The sequence below is a fragment of the Empedobacter falsenii genome, assembly GCF_013488205.1.
Lineage (GTDB): Bacteria > Bacteroidota > Bacteroidia > Flavobacteriales > Weeksellaceae > Empedobacter > Empedobacter falsenii_C.
On the sequence record NZ_CP040908.1, the window covers coordinates 1,511,602 to 1,533,881 of the forward strand.

Here is a 22,280-nt window from a genome sequence, read left to right on the forward strand (position 1 = left end):
TTATAAATTTAAAAATCAGATAAAATGAGTGATAATTCAACAGAAAACGTAGAGCAATCAGCACAAATCTCAGATATCCTATTGGTTTTGGATAAGGATAAAATGAAAATTCAAGCAGTAAAAAGTCTTAATGAGAAAGGAGAAATGGAAACTGTAGATCCAACGAAAAAGAATGAAAATCAATTTCTAAGAATTGATAAACATGGTAATTTTTTATCGAACTTCTTTTCAAACTTTTATAGCCAACTAAAGGATCCAACTAATTTCCTTTTTTTCAAAGTACCAGATTCATTAGCAGTTGATAAGGCAAAAGAGATTCAAAATCACTATAAATCTCCACAACCTGAAAATGAGCAAAGTCTCGAACAATATAAAATTAACCCAGACACACATCAACAAAAAAAATCAAAAAACGAAGATAAAATGGAAACAGAAAAAACAGACTATCGTTTTGATCCAGTCCAAATTGATTGGGATACAATGAAAAATTTAGGATTAAGTCAAGAACGATTAGAAAAATTAAATCAATTAGATCCATTATTGAAAGGATATAAAACCAATCAGCTTATCCCAATCAGCATCAATTTTGGTTCAGCAATACTCAGAACAGATGTTAGATTGTCGTTACAACAAGTAGATGATAAAGTTGTACCCGCTTTACATGGTATCCGAAAAGAACCCAATTTAAACTATGAATTTTTTGGACATCAATTTACAGATGAAGATAAGAAAAACCTTTTGAGTACTGGAAATATGGGAAGAGTTGTCGATTTAACGAACACCAAAACAGGAGAGAAAATTCCTTCCATTATCAGTGTAGATCAATTAACAAATGAATTGATTGCCTTAAAAACTGAATTCATTAAAATTCCAGATGAAATAAAAGGAGTTCTATTAAATGAAGAACAAAAACAAACCTTAAAAGAAGGGAAATCGTTGTATTTAGAAGGTATGACTTCTATTAAAGGAACAGAATTTTCAGCAAATGTTCAATTTAATGCAGATAAGCGCTATGTAGAGTTTCAATTTGATAATAAGATTAATAAGGTACAAAATATAAAATCAAATCGAGAAGAATTTAAGAATTTTGAAGCGCCTAAAATTTTTAGAAATAAAGAACTTTCAGAACAACAATATAATGAACTTAAAGATGGAAAAACAGTCTTTATAGATGGTTTAATAGATAAAAAAGGACAGACTTATCAAGGCTACATTTCTTTCAACAAAGAATTAGGAAAAACTCAATTTATATTTCCAAATCAATTAAAAGAGGCTGCACAACCAAATGAAGAACATAAAACGCAAGTTGCTGTAAATTCTGAAGGAAAAACGAATGAATCAACAAAACAAATTAATAAACCTTTGGAATCTAAACAACAATCGCCTAAAGAGAAACAGGCAAAAAATTTTACAGAAAGCCTTCCAAAGACTACTAAATCGAAGAGTCGAAAAGTATAATATAAAGAAATTTATTATGAAAAAAGAGTTGAAAAATCAAACTATTGTAAAAGATGAAATTAACTCTGTAAATAGCGTTAGAGTAGAGAGAGAAGTTTTCATTTCAGCTTTGACGCTTATTTGTCAACGATACTTGGAACAGGTTAATTGTAAAGAAAAAAATATTTATGTGTTAGAGTTGTTGCATACCAAATCTTTTATTGAATTTAAAAGCCAATTAAACCTTGAAGATGAAAAGCAAATAAAACCTGTATTAAAAACAATCCATCGAATAGGAAAAGCTGAAGTGATTGATATTAAGATAGGAAATTGTATAGAAGAACCACCTTTATTATTTAATCGTATTGATTTACAATATGAAGTATATTCAAAATATAATATATCTTTTGAGGAAACGTCAAGAATTACCGAGAAACTTTACGAAAACCAATTTATTACAAATCCTCAAACAGAGAGTGCGTTTATTAACAATCAATTTTGGACTATTGTTCCAAAACTCATCCATGCTTTAAATGAAAGAGAAAACTATAAAAATATTACAAATGAACTTAGGAAAGGTAGCCTAAATAAAAGGATTGTAAATGATGAAAAGGCAAAAGATCAGCATGGAATATTAATTACAGATAAAATACCATCTGCATTATCTGTAAAAGAAAAAATCATTTATAATATGATTGTATTTCGATTTTTGGAAGCAGTATCTCAAGAATCTATAAAAGAAATTGTAATAGTTAACTTGGAAATATTACACTATGAATTCAAGGCCGAATATTGTAGAATTGTAGGTAGTGGCTGGCGATCAATACAGGGAAACTTTTCTAGAGATTTAATTATTTTACCAGAATTACCCTCATTAAAATTGGGAGATGAACTAAAAATAAAACAGTTTTCGATAAACGAAAAGAAAACAAAACCTCCAAAATTATTAGATTTCATAAGTTTATTATTAGAGATGAAAGCTTTAGGAAAAGATGAGCAAAACGAAAAAGTTATTGAAGAATTAGTGATCAATAATTATGTTAGATTAGAGAATAGATTCTTAATACCTACAGAAAAAGGATTAAAATTATTTGGTTCAGTTTATCATCATAATTTACCTATTCAAATTGAACAATCTAACTTATTATCAATATTGATCTGTCCTAAATGTAAAAAAGCTCAATTGGCAATCGATGATAATATGATTAAATGTACAGAACCAGTATGTAATTGGATGCAATATAGAAATATTTGCGGTGTGCAACTTTCAATAAAAGATACCGAAAACTTAATCAATAATGGAGCTACAACCTTAATAAAAGGATTTCAACTCAAATCAGGTAAAAAGTTTAATGCAATAATCAAACTCAACAAACAAGGTGAAAGTTCTTTTGTAATAGAACAGAAGAAATAACAATTATTTTAATTCCTACTATAATTCTAATTATTGTTGTTCAATTGATTTTTCAATTGTTTAATGTATTCATAAGGACGTAACGAAGTTACTTGAAAAAAAGCATCAGAAAAATGCCTAGCAGAAGAAAATCCTCCTAATTCAGCCAAATCTCTAAGAGAATGTTGATGAAATTTCTTTGAATTATTAAGAAGGTTCAGAATATAATTCACTTTAAGTTGATTGATATAATTTGAAAAATTTGTTCCTTTTTGTGAATTAATAATCCTTGATAGATAAGCCGAATTAGTTTTGAATGATCTGCATAATTGTGCTAATGTTAAAGTAGGTTCTAGAAAAAGTTGATTGGCTTCAAATTCGTCTAATTGTCTTGTAATATCCAGTACAACTTCTGGTGGAATATCTATTATTGGTTGCGGAACAGATATCTTTTTCTTTATAGAAGTTTTCTTAATAAGGCGTTTATAAATCCAAAAAGCCATAATTGAACTTACTAAAATCATTACTCCATTTAAAACTGGATATAAAAGAAGTTTGTATTCTACATTTTTCTTTAATTTCAATAATTCTTTTTCATCATATTCTTTTTGAATTATTGGAGTTATTTTTACGATATTTCGTTGAGTAAGACTATCTAATTTAAGCAATTGATTGATATAATAAAGCTCATTTTGAAAATCATTTTTATTTGCAGAATTATCTATTAAACCCTTATATGCAGGGCGAACTTCACTGTCCAAAAATTCATATTGATTAAAAAGTTGATCTATTTTTTCAAAATATTCAATGGATTTTTCAAATTGATTTAATTTCTCATATGATTTTCCAAGATAGAAATATGCTTTGCTTAATGTATAAAAATCCTCTTGTTTATTTACATAATGAATTTCTTTAGTTAATATGTAGATTGCTTTTTCATAATTTTTATTGAAATAGTAATCAATTGCTGTAGAAATCCAAAAGTAATGAATGAAATATGTATTTTCTTTTTGTTGACTCAATCTCAAGCCTTGTCGATTAAGTTGACTTGCTAATTTATATTTTTGTTGAAATTGAAGAACTTGAGTTCTGTAATAAATTGAATTCAAAAAATAAGCATGATGATTTTCATCGGAACTATTCTTCTCAAAATAGGAGGTGCATTTTTGAAACAATACATCCGATTCACTGAATTGTTTTAAATGAAATTTTATTAAAGCAAGATTGAAAATTACTTTATATGAGATATATTCGGAGGATTTGTTATTTAATTTCCTTTCAGCAATTAAATAATTTTCTAAAGCTGGTTGAAATTTTTTGAATTGAAAATGAATTAATCCCTTCGAAAGGTAGCTTTGAATAACAAAATCATTATTTTGTGTTTTCTGAGCAGTAACAATCGTACTATCTGCATATTTTAGCTTATTAGAATAATCATTTGAATAAAAAATACCTTCTTTATAGCCATAAAATAACGTCTCGTTATCCTTTCTAATTTTAGCTTTTAAGATATACGCATTGAGATACTTCCATACCTGGGGATTATTTTTATCATATTGAAAGGAATCAATTTTTTGAACAAGATATTCATTGGTTTGAGCACTCAAAATATCAGTTGCGAAAACATTTTCTATGCTTAAACTGAACAATATTAATCCTATTATTAGTTGTAGATATGTTTTCATAAGCTTAAAATTTAATGAAAACAGTAGCAGAATAATTGGTAAGATACTTCAAATTAGTAAATTAAACAAATAGAGTATAACGGAAAATAGCTTTTTTACACAAAGAAATTTTGTAAAACAAATGCTCAAAATGAAGTATTTATAAATTCGTCATTATCAAAAGTATATTTTTTATTCAATTTTTTTAAAATAAATAAAAAAATTCATTTTACAAAATACTGTAATTCAGTTAATTATTTTACAAAAACAACGGATTTATAAATCCGTTATTCCATTTATGTATTTGTAGTACTTGTTTGCATTAATTCTCTTCTACAAGACATAATTTTAAAACTCCAAACATTAAAACTTATCATATGAAAACAAAAATCTATTTTTTAATTATAGTAGTTGTTAGCTGTTTATTCTATAACTGTATTGAAGAAGAGGAACAACAAATTGAATCTATAAATACTTTGCTTTTACAGAGAAGAGATACGATTTCAACAAATGATAGTATATCAATTTATTCAGAAACAGAAGTAAATGAAGCTGATCCTCCAAAGGAAAAAGATCCATATATCAAACGTACTGAAGAAGGAGGGGAGTAGTATTCTTTAAACCCAAAAACACATCAAGATGAGAAGATATTTTCCTTTTATCCAATCACTCATCTGCTACCTTTTTATTGTTTTATTTGTCTATGCTGCAGTAAGCAAACTGATTGATTTTGAAACTTTTCAAACGCAATTAGGACAATCGCCCTTATTAGCCAGTTATGCGATTCCTATTTCGTATGGAGTTATAATAATAGAACTGGTGGTTGCACTTCTTTTGATGTTTGACCGATTTAGAAAACTAGCCTTACAACTTTCGCTTTTATTGATGGTGATGTTTACCACCTATATTGTGATTATTCTACATTTCACGGCATTTACACCTTGTTCTTGTGGTGGAGTTTTAGAAAAGATGGGATGGACGGAACATTTGTTTTTTAATGGTGTCTTTGTAGGATTAGCTTTAATTGGCATTAGAATAGCAAACAATTCTCAAATATGGAAACGCTATATCATTCAACAATTCTTTCTTATTTTAATTGGAATTGTTAGTGTAACCATTTTATATGGTTTATCAGAAAAGAAATCTCAGTATAACAATGCGTTTACGCGTAAATACATTCCGCATTTAGCAGAAAAACAAACTACTCTCAATTTAGAATCCACAGGATATTATATAGCAGGTATTGATAGTTGTTATCTCTATTTAGCCAATACAGAAACACCTTTATTTCTTAAAAGGTATGATTATCTGGCTAATCAAATAAAGGATATAAAACTAGAAATTGATCAATATAACCTGCCTTATAAAAGAGTGATTACTGAAGTACAAACATCTTATTTTTATTTAGGAGACGGTTCGGTTGGTATTTTATTTCGAGGTAAAATTGATGATTGGAAAGCAAAGACCATTTCTAAAGGAGATGTATATTATAATCAATTTGTGGTAGCAGATTCTTCTAAGTTTGGAATAGCAACTTATAGTACAAAAGTAAAAGCTAATGTATTGGGATTGTTATCAGAGCATCAACTTCAACTTAACTATAACAGTCTAGAAAAAAAACTTGACGGTACATTTGAGTCAGATGGTACATTACTATGGAATTCCCAATTAAAAAAGTTTATCTACGTCTATTACTACAAAAATCAGTACCTCGAATTTGATGCTGAATTATCTGAAATGAAAACAGGAAATACCATTGATACTATTTCTAAAGTTCAGATCGATGTAGGCTATTATAAAAAAACAAAGCAATATAAGCTAGGTCCACAAACCTTACTTGTAAACAAATTAGCCTCTATTTATGGTAACCAACTCTATATATCGACTGATCGACTAGGCAATTTCGAACAAAAAATAGAAGGTACAAGTGTCATAGATCAATATGATTTGGTGAATAAAACCTATACCCATAGCTTTTACCTCTACCATTCACCCAAAAAGCAACTAAGAAATTTTACCATTTACAAAAACAAAATATTTGCAATTGTAGATCATGAACTTTATATCTATAACAAAAGAAAATAAATCGTTGCGCAACGCAGGGGAAGACTGAAAACCTGTACAAAAGAGTAAGTCACCACATTAAAATTATACAAGATGAAAACAAATTTTCTAAAAAAAGCGCTACCTATTGGGGTAGGAATGATGGCTGTTGCTTTTGCATTTGCCACTGAAAGTAAAACTTCTCAAAATAGTGAAGAAGAAGCTATGACAGGATATATTTACAATTCTGCAACGAATCATTGTGATGAAGTAAAGGTAGATTGTAATTTAACGGGGAGCATACCATGTACTATTGGTGAAATTGGAAATGAACAAGATGTTTTTGAATTGAGAGATTCATCAGAAACATCTTGTACGATTCCTTTATATCGTCAATAAATATTTAAGTTTAATTTAAATAGGAACGGAGCATTATGCTCCGTTCTTTTATTTTAAATACGTATCAAACCAATTTAAAATTGAGTTCGATAGAAAAACTTGATTTTGTTTTTTTGTTAAAGTATGTTCTTCATCATCAAACAATAACATTTCTCCTTCTTTTCTTAATCGATTCATAGCCATAAATAAATAAGTACTTTGATTAGCATTAATATTGGTGTCTTTTTTTCCTGTCCAAAGTAATAAAGGTATTTTTAGTTTTTCGACATGATACAGAGGCGAGTTTTTGTAATATTGATCTTTTAAATTATAGAAACTATCTCCCATACGGAACTGAAAACTTTCTAATCTCCACAATTGATTAGTGGAAAATGAAACACTAATATCATGGTAAAAACTAACTAAATCAGTCACAGCAGCCCCAGCAATAGCGGTTCTAAACAATTTTGACTGTGTAGCAATAAAGGCTGTTTCATATCCACCAAATGAATGTCCTATTAAACCAATTCTTTTTTGATCAATTGTCGACAGTTCAACTGCTTTTTTTACTGCATTTTCTACACTTACCAAAGCAGAACTACCTGGGTTACCAATTTTATATTCTATATCAGGTAACAAAACAAAGTACCCTTTTGTAATGTAATTAAGAATATTAAATCCATCTTTGGAGTATAATGTAGGAATAACAAAATCATTTACTTTTTTCGATATATTTTCGTAGATGTATACAACCATAGGATATGTTTTGGTTGAATCGTACTGAGAAGGGTATAAAAGAGCCCCATTCATCACGTTTCCATTTATAGATGTATAGTTTATATTTTTAGAAAAACCTAAGTCGTATTCACTTATCTTAGAGTTACTTTGGTAAACAAGACGCGTTGTATGATTAGTGGAAAGTTCATGAATTGAAGGTGATTCATTGTATTTTGCTTTTCTATAATACAATTTATTTTTGTTGCTATCACTGTAAATTTGATTGATTTCGGCATCCGTACTAAAAGAATGTATCACTTTTCCCTTTTTTAAAATCGCTATTCCATGTGACTGATCATCTTTATGGAGTTTAATAATCAGTGGTTTATTCATGTCAATACTACGATTTGATGAGTTCGTTAAATTAATAGATGCCAAACGATTATACTCTTCTTTTTGTTCTCCAAAGGTGATTTGCTTTACTTCATTTTTATCTATACTAAATTGCCACAAATCATAGGTTGAGGTTAGTAGAATAGATTTACCATCCTCTGACCAATAGGGCTGATCAAAAGGTGGTTTGTCAGTATCTGCTTTAGTTCTATCATAAAAATCTTGAGAAAGAACTGTTGTTAGTTTCTTATACGTTTGCTTTTTTACATCATACAAATTCCAATGGTTCATTTTAAAATAAGCAATGTACTCCCCATTTGGTGAAACAGAAATAAAATTAGGATTGGTATAGAGACTATCAATTATTTTATATGATTTTTTTGATTGATAATCATTTAAATAAACATCTGCAATCTCAAAATATCTATATTGTGGTTCATACTGTTTTCTATCAAATGTCAAAGCAAAAGGGACATGATTATCAAGAGAAAATTGTTTTCCTTTTATTTCCATAACAGTATTGTGCTCACCTACAGACCAAATTAATCGTTTATACGCATCCTGTATTTTTATTCTTTTATCTTTAAGATAATCCCACGTATCGTTGGTAGACCACTTCTCAATTCCTTTTAAAGAATCTTCGGTACTTTTTTCATTTAGTTGAAATTCAATATACTTTCCATCCGCTAATACACGAATAGATTCATCCATAAAATGATAAGAAGGATTTATTTTCAACCAATTTTCTACATTGATCAAATTCACCCTTTTTGTTTGGAATGCATAACGAACTATTTTTCTCTTTTCATTTTCTTTTTCAAGAAATGAAAAATACTGTCCATTTTTACTCCAATTATTTAGAGGAGATCGATCATTAAAAATGTATGTACCTGTGTCACTTGATAGCTGATCAATAGCCTCTAATTTTGAGGTATAAAAACTGACTGTTTTTCCATCCTTAGAAAGAATTGCCAAGGTAGATGAAGTAGGGCTCCAACTAAAGCTGGAAACATTATGCTTTGTAACGTAATTTTCTGTTTTGGTATCGAATAACATCAAAACATCATCAGTTGTTAAATAGGCAAGCTGTTGATTTGTTGCGTCAAATTCTACTTTTCGAATTGGTTTATTCAACACAAGAACGCTTTTCGAATTTCTTAAATTGATTATTTCAAGTTTGTTTTCACTTAAAAGTATTGCAAAATGTTCGTTATTAGAAAATAAACTCTTTTTTGTATTTTCTCTTTCTATTACATTTGAGGTTGAAGGATGAAATAATCGAATGATATTCTTACCTAAAAATGATTCAGAGGTTTCAATCCAATTTCCGTTAGCACTTATATTACGAATTGTTGTATTAGTAGACCATATACTGTCTAAATCATGTGTATATTTTTTCTTATTTATCTCTTGACCAAAGACGTTGTAGGTCGAGAGAATAAATCCCAACAGGATGAGGAATATTATTTTACTTATTTTTTCCATTGGTACTAATTGCGATGTTTGTATGAATGGCTTTTATGATGTTGTATTGTATACTACAACTTCTTAATAGCCTTGGTTTTGTGGTAACAAATTTGGATTAATTAAGAGTTCAGCTTCCGGAATTGGTAATAATACATCAGTTGCTTTCCAATTTGCTTTTATCGGACTTAAGACTTGATCTGCCAATTTCCATCGTTTCAAATCAAACCAACGATGGCCATGTTCTGTAAATAATTCATGTTGACGTTCCGTTACAATAGCTTCAAAAATATCTTGAGAAGATGAAGTTGTGATAGGCGTTAATCCAGCTCTTTTTCGAATACTATTTATATCCTCTTTTGATCCATTCAAGTTGCCTAATCTCAATCGTGCTTCAGCTCGAATTAAAATCTGTTCAGCAAGTCTAAAAACTATGGTATATTCTTTACTTGTTGTTGTCGCATACTTCTCTTTGTATTTGAAGGGCATTACCCAATTTTTCCCATTAGTAGTAATTTGTTTTGTCCATTGTTGTTTTCTCAAATCAGTTGGCTCAAAAGATTCAAATAGGTGAGGGGATAAAGATGCATTAGGAGGAGGACCAGCTTCAAAAATGTAAATACCACCTTCATTAGAATTTCCACCTTCTACTTTAGCTTTTAATTGAAATAGTGTAGAACTACTTTCTTTCAAAAACTCTTTATTCAAATCACTCTCTAACTGGAATTTTCCAGAATTGATCAATTCAGTTGATTCGCTTTCAGCTTTTTCCCATTTCTCTTGGTAGATGTATAGACGTGCTAATAATGCTGTAACATTATATTTGTTCGCCCTAAGGTTACTTGTAACCGATGTAAGCTCACCTAATTGTTGTTTAGATTCAATAAGATCTTCTTCGATTTTAAGAAGTATATTTTGATGATTTGTTTTTGAACTCTTCTGATTAATCGTATAATCTGTTGTCGTAATAAATGGAATATCTCCAAATAAATTGGTTAAATAGAAATAAGTTAACGAGCGGATAAATAGTGCCTCAGCTTTGTATTGTTTCTTTTGCTCATAAGTCAATCCTTTTGATTTTTCAACTCCTTCTATTACCGCATTGCATTCGTATATTACTTTATAGGAACTTGTCCAAACCTCTTTCACACCACTATTTGTAGGGATAATTTGATGTTTGTAAAATAAATCCGTCACGCTGTTAGCAGTAGTATAGTTGTCTAATTCGTCTGAATAAATTCCCATGTAAAAACCAGCACTAGAGAAATTCCCAGCTATTAAGCTATTATCACGTAATAATGCATATAAAGTGCTAACGGCGGCTTGTGCTGTTTGGTTATTTTCAAATACATCTTTTTGGTTCAATTGTCCTTTTGGAGAATCCAATTCCACAAAATTCTCACAACTTATTATCGTATTTCCTATTAGGAAAACGAATAAAGAATAGCTTACTATGTTTTGATATTTTTTCATAATTGTGTGATTAAAAATTAGCTTTAAATCCTATTGAAATTCTTCTCAAAGGAGGAAGAAAACCAGTTGTTTGCTCTGGATCACCGTATTTATACTTACTCAATGTCCATACGTTCTGACCTTGCACATAAATCACATATTGATTGGACTGATTTTTACTTAGAGGAAGTTTATAAGACAATGACACGTTTTTCAATCGAATAAAAGACGTATCGGTTACCATTGCATCACTGTTATTAAAGTTAGAATAAGCAACTGTCGCTGCGGAATTAGAGCCACTTGAATAATTCTGAATTACCCCATTTGGAAACTGATTTAATACAGAAGCAGGCTGATTATTCATTGTGCCCGGCATAGTAGTCCCATAGAATTCATTAAATCCTTTTTTCTTGACAAATTGAAAAAAGAGCTCGATATTAAAGTTTTCATAAGAAACAGAATTGGAGAACCCTCCATAAAAAGAAGGATCTAATGAAACAACTTGTTGTTTATCTTCTATTGCGGTTATCTTTCCATCACCATTATAATCTGTAAACTCATACAAACCAGTTGTTGGATTTATCCTTTGCAGATGATACATTTTCTTGCTGTTCAATGATTTTCCAATCACATACATATTTGCATAGGAGGTGTTTTCTAAACCATCAAATGCCACTAATCTATTTTTAGGAATAGTAAGATTAAAAGAAGTTGACCAGTTAAATTTAGCAGATTTTATAGGAACAACTTGCAAATCCATTTCCCAACCTTTATTTTCTACAACAGCATTCAAATTTGCTTGTATAGAGGTAAAACCTGTTATAGCGGGTAAACTATAGCCAACCAATTGGTTATTTGATCGGTTTTGATAATAATTTAGCGTTAGGTTAATTCTATTTTTTAGGAAAGCTGTTTCTAAAGCAAATTCCAACTTTTTATTTTTCTCCCACGAAAAATCAGGATTATACAAGCGTGCTGTTGTCAATAGTATATTCCCATCATATCCATTTTGACTGATGTTATAGGTGTTTAGGTATTGATAATCTCCAATCTGATCATTGCCTGTTACCCCATAGCTTCCTCGTAATTTCCCAAAACTTAACCATGATACTTCACGTAGAAAACTTTCTTTCGAAAAAAGCCAAGCGGCACCAACTGCACCAAAATTTGCAAACCGATGATTAGGACCAAATCGGCTCGATCCATCTCTTCGTCCTGTTAGGTTGAAAAAGTATTTTTCGTGTAGATTATAATTTACTCTTCCATACAGAGCAGCATATTTATATTGCTCTTCAGTATCCTTGTATATTGTCACATTTTTAGCAGCGCTTAATACATTCATTAACTGGTTGTCTGTAAAACCACTTGCCATAATCACCAACTTAGTTGTTGTTTGGCTATTCAAAGTCCCACCAATTAATACACTTAGTTTACTCGAAGCAGTTAAATTAAAATTAGCATCCAATTGGGGTTCTATTAACCACCCTTCATGTTGACCAGAATTTTTAGTCATGTTAGATTGTTGACTTGTAGCACCAAAAGAAGGATTGCGAATGGTATGTGGATTAAGTTGACTATCATCTAAATCTGATCGATTGTACCCTACATTAGATCGTAAAACAATATTATCCATCAACAGATAACTTGTATTTAGATTTGTATTTAGATTACGTGTATTATTGCGGTAACTAGCATTGAGTGCCGCAAGTGGATTTGTCCAAGTATTGTTTTCCCAATTTAAGCTACCATCTTCATTAAACAACCGCGGAGCATTTGGAACAAGTGTTCTTGCAATCCTTGTCAAATCTTGTACAGGTAAATAGTTTTTATCCTGTCCATAATTAGTTGTCCATTGCAATTTTAGTTTGTTATTCGCTGTTTTATGGTTTAGTGTCGAAAAAAAGCTGAATTTATTGTACGCATAATTCCCATAGAAAACAGAAGACTCTTTCATTACATTGGCACCTATCATAAAATTAGTTTGCTCATTTCCACCATTTATAGACGTACGAATGTTGTGATTGAAAGCTGTATTCCCAATAAGTAGTTTTTGCCAATCCGTATATCTGGTCTGATCCCATGTTCCATTTATGTCGTAGGCTATAGTAGGATACGTCGTTATACCATCGTTTGCAAAGGCTTTTTTCCTTATTTCTAGATATTGTTCTGTATTAAGTAGTTTAGGAAACTTAGTAGGGTTAATAACTGTGGTAGAAGCATCTATAGAAATACTTGTTTTAGTCGCTTTTCCTTTCTTAGTGGTAATCAATAGTACACCATTGGCTCCCCGAGATCCATAAATAGCAGTAGCATCTGCATCTTTCAAAACTTCGATAGATTCTATAGATTGTGGATCGATATAATTTAAAGGATTTATAGTTGACCCATAAAAGATTTGTGCTGAGGTTGAAGTATCTCCCATCGAATTGGTATCAAATGGAACACCATCTACTATAAATAGAGGGTTATTCCCCGCAGCAATACTATTTTGGCCTCTTATCCGAATGGTATAACCGCCTCCAGGAGTTCCAGAAGTTGATGTAATCTCTAAACCAGGAACACGACCTTGCAAAGCATCTAAAACAGAATTCACGGGTTGATTCTCTATTTCCTTAGCCGTTACACGAGCAATAGACCCCGTACGTTCTTTGTCCTTTACAGCATAGTATCCCGCATTTATCACCACGTCTTTTAGCTGAATCCCGTCATCTTCTTTTATGAAACTCACATTTATCACGCTTCTATTCAATACCTCTTCTTCACGAATAGGGAAGTCCAATTGCTCGAAAATTAGCTTTGCATCATCATGCTCTAAGATTAGCGAATAGTATCCATTCGCATCAGTTTGCACACTATTCTGTGTACCTTCTTCTGTTACTACCACGCCAGAGAGCAAATGGTTATGATCTTTCACCGTTCCAGTCACGGTTTTTCCTGTTTGTGCAAATAGGGGTGTAGCACAAACCAATCCCAATAGCACACTTATTGTATGCCTATTGAGTTTAAAGTAAAATATTTTCATAATTTTACATAAGTTTTTTAAAATTCAACATTAGTTTTAAAAGCCACTCCTTTTCCAGTACATCGCGCCAACTTTGTTTTTGGGAAAGGGGTTTTTTTACGTTTTACGTGATACGCTTAACGTTTTACGTGTTTTTTATCAATTCTATCTTTAACCACAATAGAAACATAGGTTTTATTAAGTTTTACACTTAACGTTTTACGGATTTTGTCATTCTGAGCCTGTCGAAGAATCTCTTCTTTTTCATTTTTTGAGCGCAAAAAACATTTGAAATTAAAAGGAGAAGCCATAGTATGGCTTAGGTATTCCATTTCTTTAATGTTACTTTTTACTTGACTAAAAAGTAACCAAAAAGTCAAGGCCGTAAACCTCTTTACTAAAAATGTTCTCATTCCACTAAACGTTTTACAAACCCTACGGGCTAAAACCTTTTTAACGCTCCACTCAACCATTTTCTTAACTTGAGAGTTTTAATGCCGGTTTTTCATCCTTTTTCAATATTCAAATTCACTTTTTAATAACAAATTTTGTCATTCTGGGCTTGTCTCAGAATCGCATCCCATATGTCATTTCGAGGTATCGAGAAATCTTTTGTCACTTTTTTTATTCATTGAACATCTATTTTAATTATTGGTATTCATATGCCCTTCGGGGAACAGTCAAAAAAACTAACGAAAAAAGACTTGTCTTTGATTTTCGACGGTCAAAATAAGTTTCAGCCATTCAATGTTTTAAATCATTTGCTACGCAAACAGTAAAACATTTTAACCATTTACTTCAACTTTTTGACACTCGCCTCCAAATCATATGACATTTTTCTAATCCTTTTTTCTAATTCAAATTCGTTGTCATTTTTAAAAATGGATTTTGTCATTCTGAGCTTGTCTCAGAATCGCATCCTTTATAAATCCCCCGATATAGACAAGTTTTAAAAAATACATTAATAAATGAAATAAAAATTAACACTAATTACTTTATGAAGATCATTTACTTTCTTCTTAGGTTGTCTTCGGGGGATAGAGTGTGAATCTGTTTACTCTTTCATAATTTCACAATAGTTTTTTAATTCAACATTAGTTTTAAAAACCACTCTTTTTCCAGTACATCGCGCCAACTTTGTTTTGGGAAAGGGTTTTTTATTAAGTTTTGCGTTCTACGCTTAACGTTTTATTCTTTCTTGCTGTCACATTGAGTGATTTTCGTTTCATAGAAAAAGAAAATAGTATCGAAATGTCACTTTATTTAATGTCACTTTTTTTCGTCAAAAAAACTAACGAAAAAACTCTTGTCTTTGATTTTCGACGGTCAAAATTAGTTTCAGTCATTCAATATTTTAAATCATTTGCTACGCAAACAGTAAAACATTTTAAACATGACTTTCAACTTTTTGACACTCGCCTACAAATCATATGACATTTTTATGATCCTTTTTCAAATACATAGTACATTTTACATAATACAACAAACAAAAAGGTAGCAGAACCCCAATAAATTTGGAAAATGATATTAAACGTTTTACATTTAGTGTGCGATTAAAAAAGATAAAACGAATGCCGTCAAAGTCTCATTACCGAGGCTCTGATAGAGAGCGTGTAAAGAAAGGGTACCCCTTTGCTTTACGATCCGTGTTTTAAAAATGTTATAAATACGGAGTATTGTTCTTTAAAAGAATGGGAAAAACTAACAGACTTTGTCTGGCGGTTTTTTACGGATGAATGGAAATTGTTTCGTTCTCATGTGTTTTGGTTTTTATGGAACGATGTTGCTCGTGTATGAAGAAATACTTGCAAAAAAAGCAAGGCGGCTTCACACTTTAGTACCGTGGGCGACCAAACCCAGCTTAAAAACTCGAAAGTTTAAAAGTTACCCCTAAAGCATATGTGAAAACCGCCCATGCCGTATGCGAAAGTACAAAACTTTTGAGACATGGAGCGATTCCACGATACTCTCGAGGTAAAATTGGTCATTTCGGTTCGAGATTACATCGTTTAATAATGACTATTAAAAGTCTAATTATCAATTCGCTTATACAAATATAACAATATTTTTTAATGTGGCAATAAAACCACAATTATTTTTTTACAATGAAAGAAAATTATACAACTTATTACAAGCTAATCGGTGAAAAAATAAAGAAAAAAAGAAAAGAAAAGGGACTAACTCAAAAACAAGTAGCTGAAAAAATTCCAAAATTTGATAGATCAAAAATCAGCGATATAGAAAATGGTAAAGAAGATTTTTTATTTTCTACTCTATTAAAAATCTGTGACGCTTTAGATATTAGTCTTAAAGAATTAATAGATTAGTACTTCTTAAAAAAGTAATAGAAAAGGTAAAAAGCTCTTTTCTATTTATACGAAATGCGGATATAGCTGATTTTTTACGAAACAAATGCTATAGTAGTTTCGTAAAAAATTATGTTATCAGCAATCCGACCGAAACTTGTCCCTAAAAGAAAAACCGAAAAGTTCACCATAAATAGTTTTTTGGGATATCGCATCTTTACAATATTTTTTGAATGAAAGTGAATGAAAAATACCGAACAAAACATATTAATCCGAAGCAAAGAAATTACCGAAAACTATTTTCAGTTTTTGGACAAACACATTGCAGATGTGGTTTCGGGAAAAATTGATAAATTTATGGAAATCAACCAAATATCCAGTGAATTATTCATTTCTCATAAGCATTTGACAGATACTGTTCAAAAAGAAACAGGAAATCATCCCTGTCATTTTTATGATTTGAAAATTATTGATGAAGCCAAAAAAATGCTTTCTCAATCAGATAAATCCATATCTGAAATAGCGAGAATTTTGACGTATGACCCGTCTAATTTTTCAAAATTCTTTAAAAAATTTGTCGGAAAAACCCCAGGACAATTCCGAAAGGAAAATAAAAAATAAAACTTCCGAAAAGTTCACCATAATTTAGATTTTATAAATTGTCAACTTTGTTTTTTAATCGTAAAACATTTAAAATCAAACAAAATGGCAAGAAATGATTTAAACGGAAAAGTAGTTCTAATTGCAGGAGGTGCAAAAAATTTAGGAGGTTTATTAAGTCGTGATTTTGCGGCTAAAGGAGCAAAAGTTGCTATTCATTATAATAGTGATAGTACAAAAGCAGAAGCAGAAAAAACATTAGCTGATATTCAGAATACAGGTGGAGAAGCGTTTTTATTTCAGGCTGATTTGACGGATGTAAAAAACATCACCAAACTTTTTGATGCAACAATCGAAAAATTCGGAGGAATTGATATTGCTATAAATACAGTTGGAAAAGTACTGAAAAAACCTTTTGCAGACACAACCGAAGCAGAATATGACAGTATGAGTGATATTAATGCAAAAGTTGCTTATTTCTTTATTCAGGAAGCAGGAAAAAAACTGAACGATAACGGAAAAATTAACACAATTGTAACTTCGTTATTGGCTGCATTTACAGGATATTATTCAACTTATGCAGGAGCTAAAGCACCAGTAGAACATTTTACCAGAGCTGCTTCCAAAGAATTTGGTTCAAGAGGAATTTCGGTAACAGCAGTTGCACCCGGACCAATGGACACTCCGTTTTTCTATGGACAAGAAAGCGATGATGCAGTAGCTTATCACAAACAAGCTTCTGATTTGGGGGGACTTACAGACATCAAAGACATCGCACCTTTAGTTGAATTTTTGGTAACTGATGGTTGGTGGATTACAGGTCAGACGATTTTTGCAAACGGAGGTTATACCACAAGATAACTATGAACAACGGACGATTTAAGTTTTTTAAATCGTCCATTTTTATTTAAATCAAAAAATTTTATCCAATGAGTAATACAAATAATGTAATCAGAAGAACAGCAACACACACTTATCCAAAGAAAAAAATACTTTGTTTGGTTTCTAACACAGCAGACTTGCACGGTATAAAAGTTGGATTTTTTGCAGAAGAAATGACAAGACCTTTCTTTGATTTTATCCAAGCAGGATATGACGTAGATGTTTGTTCTCCAAGAGGAGGATCTGTGCAATTTGATGCACACAGCAATCCTGAAAACCCTGAAAGTGGTTATCAAAATGATTTAATTAGTATTGGGTTTGTATATCATAAAGAATTTGGGAAATGGATGCAAAACACAAAATCAATTGCTGAAATTGATATTGCAGAATATGACGCTATTTGCGTGGCAGGTGGTGGAGCACCACTAATCACTTTTAAAGATGATGATAAATTACATCAACTAATTGCAAATTTTTATGAAGCAGAAAAAATCGTTTGTCTGATTTGCCACGGAACAAGTTTGCTTTTATGGACAAAATTAAGCAATGGCACTTTACTTGCTGATGGAAAAACCTGGACAGGTTTTGCAGATAGTGAAGAAGAAATGGTCAATCAAATGTTCGGAATGACTGTCAATGATTATACCATTGAAACTGAAGCTCGTAAAAATCCCAACACTAATTTTGAAGTTGCAGGAGCATTAGAACCTTTTGCAGTAAGAGATGGAAGACTGATTACAGCTCAACAACAACACAGTAGCTTTTTAGCTTCTCAATTGGTTATCGAATCATTATCTGAATAGTCCTCCAATGGTTATAAAAATTCTAAACTCAATTTTAATTCTTTTTGCTGTGTTTATGGGAATAAAGCACGGTTGGAATATGCTCACTGCAAAACCCGAAATGCTGGAAATGTTCGGTAAATGGAATTTCAGTAAAAATGCTGTGATGATAAACGGAATAGTAACTTTGTTAGCTTCGGTTTTAATCTTGTTTCCGAAAACTTTTATTTGGGGAAATTTTCTGATGGCAGCTGGAATTCTGATGATAATCTGTTTGCAATTACTAAACAAAGACCTAAAAGGCGTTGCTATAGAAATCCCCTTTTTATTGCTTAATTTGGTTATCATCTACTTGCAACATCCTTTAAAAAACAATTAAAATGAAAAAATTATTTATCATTTTGTTTTGTTCATTTGTACTTACTTCTTGTGGACAAACACAAAATACCAATCAAACAGAAAATCAAAATACAAAAAAAATGCAGGACGAAACCGTATTAAAACCCGTAAAAACATTGATTGAAGCAATGCAATCAGAAAATGCTGAACTTATCAGAGCTCAATTTTCGGAAACAGCCACTCAAGCCTATGGTGCGGATGGAGTGATGAAAACAGCCGAAGAAACCAAAAAATGGTTTGAAAGCGATATAATCAGTCGTCAAGGTAAAGTTGCGAATCCTCAATATACTGTGATTAGTGAAAATCAGGTTGTTGTTACAGGACAATATTCAAGTATCGGTTATACAAACAAAGCAGATTTTTTGTTCACTGTTGAAAACGGATTGATAACAAGTTGGAGAATGAGATATTAAGTACGAAAGTTTATTGTCGATTAAAATGGACTGCTGATAATAACTAAGCTTTCGTCTTGCCCGGAGGGCTAGAGATGAAAGCCCGTTGAACGGAACCGGAGTAGCTTTATGTATTATGGGGTTTTCGAAATGTGGCTTTAAGATATACAAGCAGTAATTTTAGGATTACTGCTTTTTTTGTGTTTACTTGGAATGCGAATTAGAAAAACCTTAGTTTTTAGGTATAAAAAATGCAAAAAAGTATAAATAATAACCTCTTTAGAAGCGATTTTAGGGAGGTTTTTGTTTTTACGTGAAACCGTAATTTATTGTATATTTGAGTTTAATTTACTAAATGTGCACTAAGCCACAAAACGTTAGCCACAATTTTATACCAAAAGCCGTTCTAAAATATCGAATTTATTTTCCTTAAATTTGAACAAAACTAACTAAGGAAATGGAATATGACTTCTCTAAATTAAATGATCGAGAATTTGAAATTTTAGCGGCTTCTGTTATTGAGAAAACACTTACTACTAAAGTGGAAATTTTTAAATCTGGAAGAGATGGTGGTGTTGATGGTAGATTTTGGATTGGAAATGGAAAAGAAGGAATTATACAATGTAAACATTATTTAGAAACTCCCTACACTCAATTAATTTTAAAATTAAAGACTGACGAATTAGCTAAAGTAAAAAAGCTAAATCCAAGTAAATATATTTTTGTTACTTCTCAAAAACTTTCAAGAATTAACAAACAGGAAATCAAAAACATTTTTCAACCTTACATTATAACAGAAAGCGATATTTGGGGAAAAGAAGATTTAAATACTTTTTTATCTAAAAGAGAAAATCAAGATATCGTCGAAAGAAATTACAAACTATGGATTACAAGTACGACAGTATTAGAAATCCTCTATAACAGCGCTATAAAAGGTAGAAGCCAAAGTACGATACGAGAAATTGAAGAAAAATCACATAGATATATAGTAACAGAAAATCACAATAAAGGATTAACAATATTAGAAGAAAATAATGTTGTCATTTTGACTGGTGAACCAGGAATTGGAAAAACAACACTCGCTAACAATTTGGTAATTAATTACATTGCTAAGGGATATGAATTTTGTGATATTGAAGAAAATATCAGTGAAGCAGAAAGTTTATTTCGTGAAAATGAAGAAAAGAAAATACTTTATTATTGCGATGATTTTTTAGGAAGTAATATGTATGATGCTGTCAACAATAAAAAAGATTCCCATATTGTAAAATTTATTAATAGAATTAGAAAGGATAATAACAAAAAATTTATTCTTACATCTAGAACGAACATTTTGAATAAAGCTTATAGCTTAAGTCATATTTTTCAAAATTTAAAAATTCGTGATAATGAATTTTTACTAACTATTGAAAATTTGAATAATATTGACAAAGCAAAAATTCTTTATAATCATATCTATCATTCAAAATTATCAGAACAATTTATTGATGTTATATATAAAAACAAAAGATATAAGGATATAATAAAACATAGAAATTTTAATCCACGAATAATAGAATTTATTACTGACTCTTCAGTTATTGGCAATATTATGCCCGATAATTATTGGGAACATATTATTAAAAGTCTAGATAAACCTGAAATTATTTGGGAAGGCTATTTTCAAAATCAAACTGACGACTTTGTAAGAGCTCTTACATTCTTAACTGTTTTTAATAATGGAAAAATAAATGAAGATAATTTGCGAGATTCTTACAATAAATATCTAAATATTCACCCAGTAAATTTTGGTGATAATTCTGATAAAAGTTTTGAGTCAGTTAGAAAGTTAGCAACAAAATCATTATTGAATAGGAATCAAGTAAACGATGAGAACTATGAGTATGTTCTATTTAATCCTTCTATAGCAGATTTCGTTCTAAGTGCGTATGCAAAAGAAATTGATTTAATTTGTAATATTCTTAAGTCTTTAGATAACCAGGTTTCTATTGATTATTTACATACCTTATTAATATCAAAAAAAATTGCCAATAAATATAAGTCTAAAATTTTAGAAAATTTGTTTGATTTCTTCTTCGAAAGTAAATTGAAAGATGAAGATTGGGATTTTTTAATTTCTCTTTCTTACATTGACTTTCTTAATGATAAAGTTAATAAAAGAATAGAAACCTTTTTGAACACATTAGTAAATGCAAATAACCCGAAAGGTGAGAAATTATGGGAATTATTAATGATTTTATCAGATTTTGAACCCCAAATTAAATTCAATAATTTTAGATTCCTATATAATTTCATAAGTGATATATATGATGAAGACTCATTAAAAAAACTATTCGATTTTGTAGATTTAAACAATATTGAAGATGAACATATTTTAATGCAAATTGATATTTTACTTGATCGATACCTAAGAAGCATTGTTGATAATAATGATTTAGATATTGATTATGCAAAGTACATTAATCAATCTTACAACTATTATGAAAGTTATCCTGAAATAGATATTGATATAAATGGTGTTGAAGATGAAATAAGGGAAAATCTTGATTCCTTTTTAGATGGATTTAATGAAAATGTACTAGAAAAAATTTCATTCTCTACGTCAAGTATAGTCTCAGAAATAGATGTAGACTCAAAAGTTACGAGATTTTTAGAAAGTTATGAACCTGAATACGATAGAGATGCTCACGGAGGTTATTATTATGGAAGTTCAGGAGAAGATGATATTGACGCAATATTTGAACGTTAATAAGATAAAAAAAAACTGTCGCTAATAACTAAGCTTTCGTCTTGCCCGGAGGGCATGAGATATATTGCAAAACGATTGAAGACAAAAAGAATAAATATACAGCCTCGGTAAGTGTTTTTAGTGAGGGTTTGTTTTACGTGAAACCGTAATTTATTATTAAAAGGTTGTTGTATATTTAAAATTAACTTTACGAAATGCAGATATAGTTTTTTTTTTTACAAAACTTTT

The 22,280-nt window shown here is 30.4% G+C and carries 17 protein-coding genes; 12 read left to right on the forward strand and 5 right to left on the reverse strand.

The genetic code is table 11. From position 1 onward, the window contains the following. Positions 1 to 24 precede the first annotated feature (24 nt). Positions 25 to 1,458 carry a DUF3945 domain-containing protein gene (locus FH779_RS07070; protein WP_180906547.1) on the forward strand — a complete coding sequence of 478 codons (1,434 nt, stop codon included), beginning with the start codon at positions 25 to 27 and terminating at the stop codon, positions 1,456 to 1,458. 16 nt (positions 1,459 to 1,474) lie between these two features. After that, on the forward strand, positions 1,475 to 2,851 hold the full coding sequence (locus FH779_RS07075; RefSeq protein WP_180906548.1) for a DNA topoisomerase: 1,377 nt from the start codon (positions 1,475 to 1,477) through the stop codon (positions 2,849 to 2,851). 26 nt (positions 2,852 to 2,877) lie between these two features. On the opposite strand, the gene FH779_RS07080 is transcribed toward FH779_RS07075, so the two are convergent. Further along, the gene (locus FH779_RS07080; RefSeq protein ID WP_180906549.1) at positions 2,878 to 4,515 is read right to left on the reverse strand and encodes a helix-turn-helix domain-containing protein; all 1,638 of its coding nucleotides are present in this window, start codon (positions 4,513 to 4,515) and stop codon (positions 2,878 to 2,880) included. Positions 4,516 to 4,871: 356 nt separating this feature from the next. Here FH779_RS07080 and FH779_RS07085 point away from each other — a divergent pair, with 356 nt between their 5' ends. The 3 genes from FH779_RS07085 (at position 4,872) to FH779_RS07095 (ending at position 6,936) form a co-directional block, all read left to right on the forward strand. After that, complete coding sequence (locus FH779_RS07085; RefSeq protein WP_180906550.1) at positions 4,872 to 5,105, forward strand: hypothetical protein; 234 nt, start codon at positions 4,872 to 4,874, stop codon at positions 5,103 to 5,105. Positions 5,106 to 5,133: 28 nt separating this feature from the next. After that, entirely contained in the window at positions 5,134 to 6,579 is a 1,446-nt protein-coding gene (locus tag FH779_RS07090) for a MauE/DoxX family redox-associated membrane protein (RefSeq protein ID WP_180906551.1), read from the forward strand. Between the two features lie 72 nt (positions 6,580 to 6,651). Further along, positions 6,652 to 6,936: a DUF6520 family protein gene (locus tag FH779_RS07095; protein ID WP_180906552.1), complete on the forward strand. Its 285-nt coding sequence runs from the start codon at positions 6,652 to 6,654 to the stop codon at positions 6,934 to 6,936. 48 nt (positions 6,937 to 6,984) lie between these two features. Here FH779_RS07095 and FH779_RS07100 read toward each other — a convergent pair whose 3' ends face one another. From FH779_RS07100 to FH779_RS07115, 4 genes are all read right to left on the reverse strand, one after another. Further along, a complete protein-coding gene (locus tag FH779_RS07100; RefSeq protein WP_180906553.1) occupies positions 6,985 to 9,510 on the reverse strand; it encodes a S9 family peptidase in 2,526 nt (841 codons plus the stop codon). Between the two features lie 63 nt (positions 9,511 to 9,573). After that, positions 9,574 to 10,962 carry a RagB/SusD family nutrient uptake outer membrane protein gene (locus FH779_RS07105; RefSeq protein ID WP_180906554.1) on the reverse strand — a complete coding sequence of 463 codons (1,389 nt, stop codon included), beginning with the start codon at positions 10,960 to 10,962 and terminating at the stop codon, positions 9,574 to 9,576. Positions 10,963 to 10,972: 10 nt separating this feature from the next. Further along, positions 10,973 to 13,963, reverse strand: a complete 2,991-nt coding sequence (locus FH779_RS07110; RefSeq protein ID WP_244958041.1) for a SusC/RagA family TonB-linked outer membrane protein — start codon at positions 13,961 to 13,963, stop codon at positions 10,973 to 10,975. A gap of 116 nt (positions 13,964 to 14,079) precedes the next feature. Further along, positions 14,080 to 14,355 (reverse strand): hypothetical protein, encoded by a 276-nt coding sequence (locus FH779_RS07115; RefSeq protein ID WP_180906555.1) that lies wholly within the window; start codon positions 14,353 to 14,355, stop codon positions 14,080 to 14,082. A gap of 1,692 nt (positions 14,356 to 16,047) precedes the next feature. Here FH779_RS07115 and FH779_RS07120 point away from each other — a divergent pair. The 7 genes from FH779_RS07120 to FH779_RS07150 all read left to right on the forward strand — a co-directional run bounded on the left by FH779_RS07120 (position 16,048) and on the right by FH779_RS07150 (position 22,052). Beyond that, entirely contained in the window at positions 16,048 to 16,269 is a 222-nt protein-coding gene (locus tag FH779_RS07120; protein WP_180906556.1) for a helix-turn-helix domain-containing protein, read from the forward strand. A 222-nt stretch (positions 16,270 to 16,491) separates the two neighbouring features. Continuing rightward, entirely contained in the window at positions 16,492 to 16,869 is a 378-nt protein-coding gene (locus FH779_RS07125) for a helix-turn-helix domain-containing protein (protein WP_180906557.1), read from the forward strand. 84 nt (positions 16,870 to 16,953) lie between these two features. Further along, a complete protein-coding gene (locus tag FH779_RS07130; protein WP_180906558.1) occupies positions 16,954 to 17,709 on the forward strand; it encodes an SDR family oxidoreductase in 756 nt (251 codons plus the stop codon). 68 nt (positions 17,710 to 17,777) lie between these two features. After that, the gene (locus tag FH779_RS07135) at positions 17,778 to 18,533 is read left to right on the forward strand and encodes a type 1 glutamine amidotransferase domain-containing protein (protein WP_180906559.1); all 756 of its coding nucleotides are present in this window, start codon (positions 17,778 to 17,780) and stop codon (positions 18,531 to 18,533) included. A gap of 7 nt (positions 18,534 to 18,540) precedes the next feature. Continuing rightward, entirely contained in the window at positions 18,541 to 18,891 is a 351-nt protein-coding gene (locus FH779_RS07140) for a DoxX family protein (protein ID WP_180906560.1), read from the forward strand. A 1-nt stretch (position 18,892) separates the two neighbouring features. Further along, positions 18,893 to 19,324: a nuclear transport factor 2-like protein gene (locus tag FH779_RS07145; RefSeq protein ID WP_180906561.1), complete on the forward strand. Its 432-nt coding sequence runs from the start codon at positions 18,893 to 18,895 to the stop codon at positions 19,322 to 19,324. A 436-nt stretch (positions 19,325 to 19,760) separates the two neighbouring features. Continuing rightward, on the forward strand, positions 19,761 to 22,052 hold the full coding sequence (locus tag FH779_RS07150) for an nSTAND3 domain-containing NTPase (RefSeq protein ID WP_180906562.1): 2,292 nt from the start codon (positions 19,761 to 19,763) through the stop codon (positions 22,050 to 22,052). The last annotated feature ends 228 nt before the right edge of the window (positions 22,053 to 22,280 follow it).

What these genes read in the sequence shown, in the direction of transcription:
- FH779_RS07070 (WP_180906547.1), top strand. Translation starts at nt 25, where the DNA reads ATGAGTGATAATTCAACAGAAAACGTAGAGCAATCAGCACAAATCTCA.
- FH779_RS07075 (WP_180906548.1), top strand. Translation starts at nt 1,475, where the DNA reads ATGAAAAAAGAGTTGAAAAATCAAACTATTGTAAAAGATGAAATTAAC.
- FH779_RS07080 (WP_180906549.1), bottom strand. Translation starts at nt 4,515, where the DNA reads ATGAAAACATATCTACAACTAATAATAGGATTAATATTGTTCAGTTTA.
- FH779_RS07085 (WP_180906550.1), top strand. Translation starts at nt 4,872, where the DNA reads ATGAAAACAAAAATCTATTTTTTAATTATAGTAGTTGTTAGCTGTTTA.
- FH779_RS07090 (WP_180906551.1), top strand. Translation starts at nt 5,134, where the DNA reads ATGAGAAGATATTTTCCTTTTATCCAATCACTCATCTGCTACCTTTTT.
- FH779_RS07095 (WP_180906552.1), top strand. Translation starts at nt 6,652, where the DNA reads ATGAAAACAAATTTTCTAAAAAAAGCGCTACCTATTGGGGTAGGAATG.
- FH779_RS07100 (WP_180906553.1), bottom strand. Translation starts at nt 9,510, where the DNA reads ATGGAAAAAATAAGTAAAATAATATTCCTCATCCTGTTGGGATTTATT.
- FH779_RS07105 (WP_180906554.1), bottom strand. Translation starts at nt 10,962, where the DNA reads ATGAAAAAATATCAAAACATAGTAAGCTATTCTTTATTCGTTTTCCTA.
- FH779_RS07110 (WP_244958041.1), bottom strand. Translation starts at nt 13,963, where the DNA reads ATGAAAATATTTTACTTTAAACTCAATAGGCATACAATAAGTGTGCTA.
- FH779_RS07115 (WP_180906555.1), bottom strand. Translation starts at nt 14,355, where the DNA reads ATGAGAACATTTTTAGTAAAGAGGTTTACGGCCTTGACTTTTTGGTTA.
- FH779_RS07120 (WP_180906556.1), top strand. Translation starts at nt 16,048, where the DNA reads ATGAAAGAAAATTATACAACTTATTACAAGCTAATCGGTGAAAAAATA.
- FH779_RS07125 (WP_180906557.1), top strand. Translation starts at nt 16,492, where the DNA reads ATGAAAAATACCGAACAAAACATATTAATCCGAAGCAAAGAAATTACC.
- FH779_RS07130 (WP_180906558.1), top strand. Translation starts at nt 16,954, where the DNA reads ATGGCAAGAAATGATTTAAACGGAAAAGTAGTTCTAATTGCAGGAGGT.
- FH779_RS07135 (WP_180906559.1), top strand. Translation starts at nt 17,778, where the DNA reads ATGAGTAATACAAATAATGTAATCAGAAGAACAGCAACACACACTTAT.
- FH779_RS07140 (WP_180906560.1), top strand. Translation starts at nt 18,541, where the DNA reads ATGGTTATAAAAATTCTAAACTCAATTTTAATTCTTTTTGCTGTGTTT.
- FH779_RS07145 (WP_180906561.1), top strand. Translation starts at nt 18,893, where the DNA reads ATGAAAAAATTATTTATCATTTTGTTTTGTTCATTTGTACTTACTTCT.
- FH779_RS07150 (WP_180906562.1), top strand. Translation starts at nt 19,761, where the DNA reads ATGGAATATGACTTCTCTAAATTAAATGATCGAGAATTTGAAATTTTA.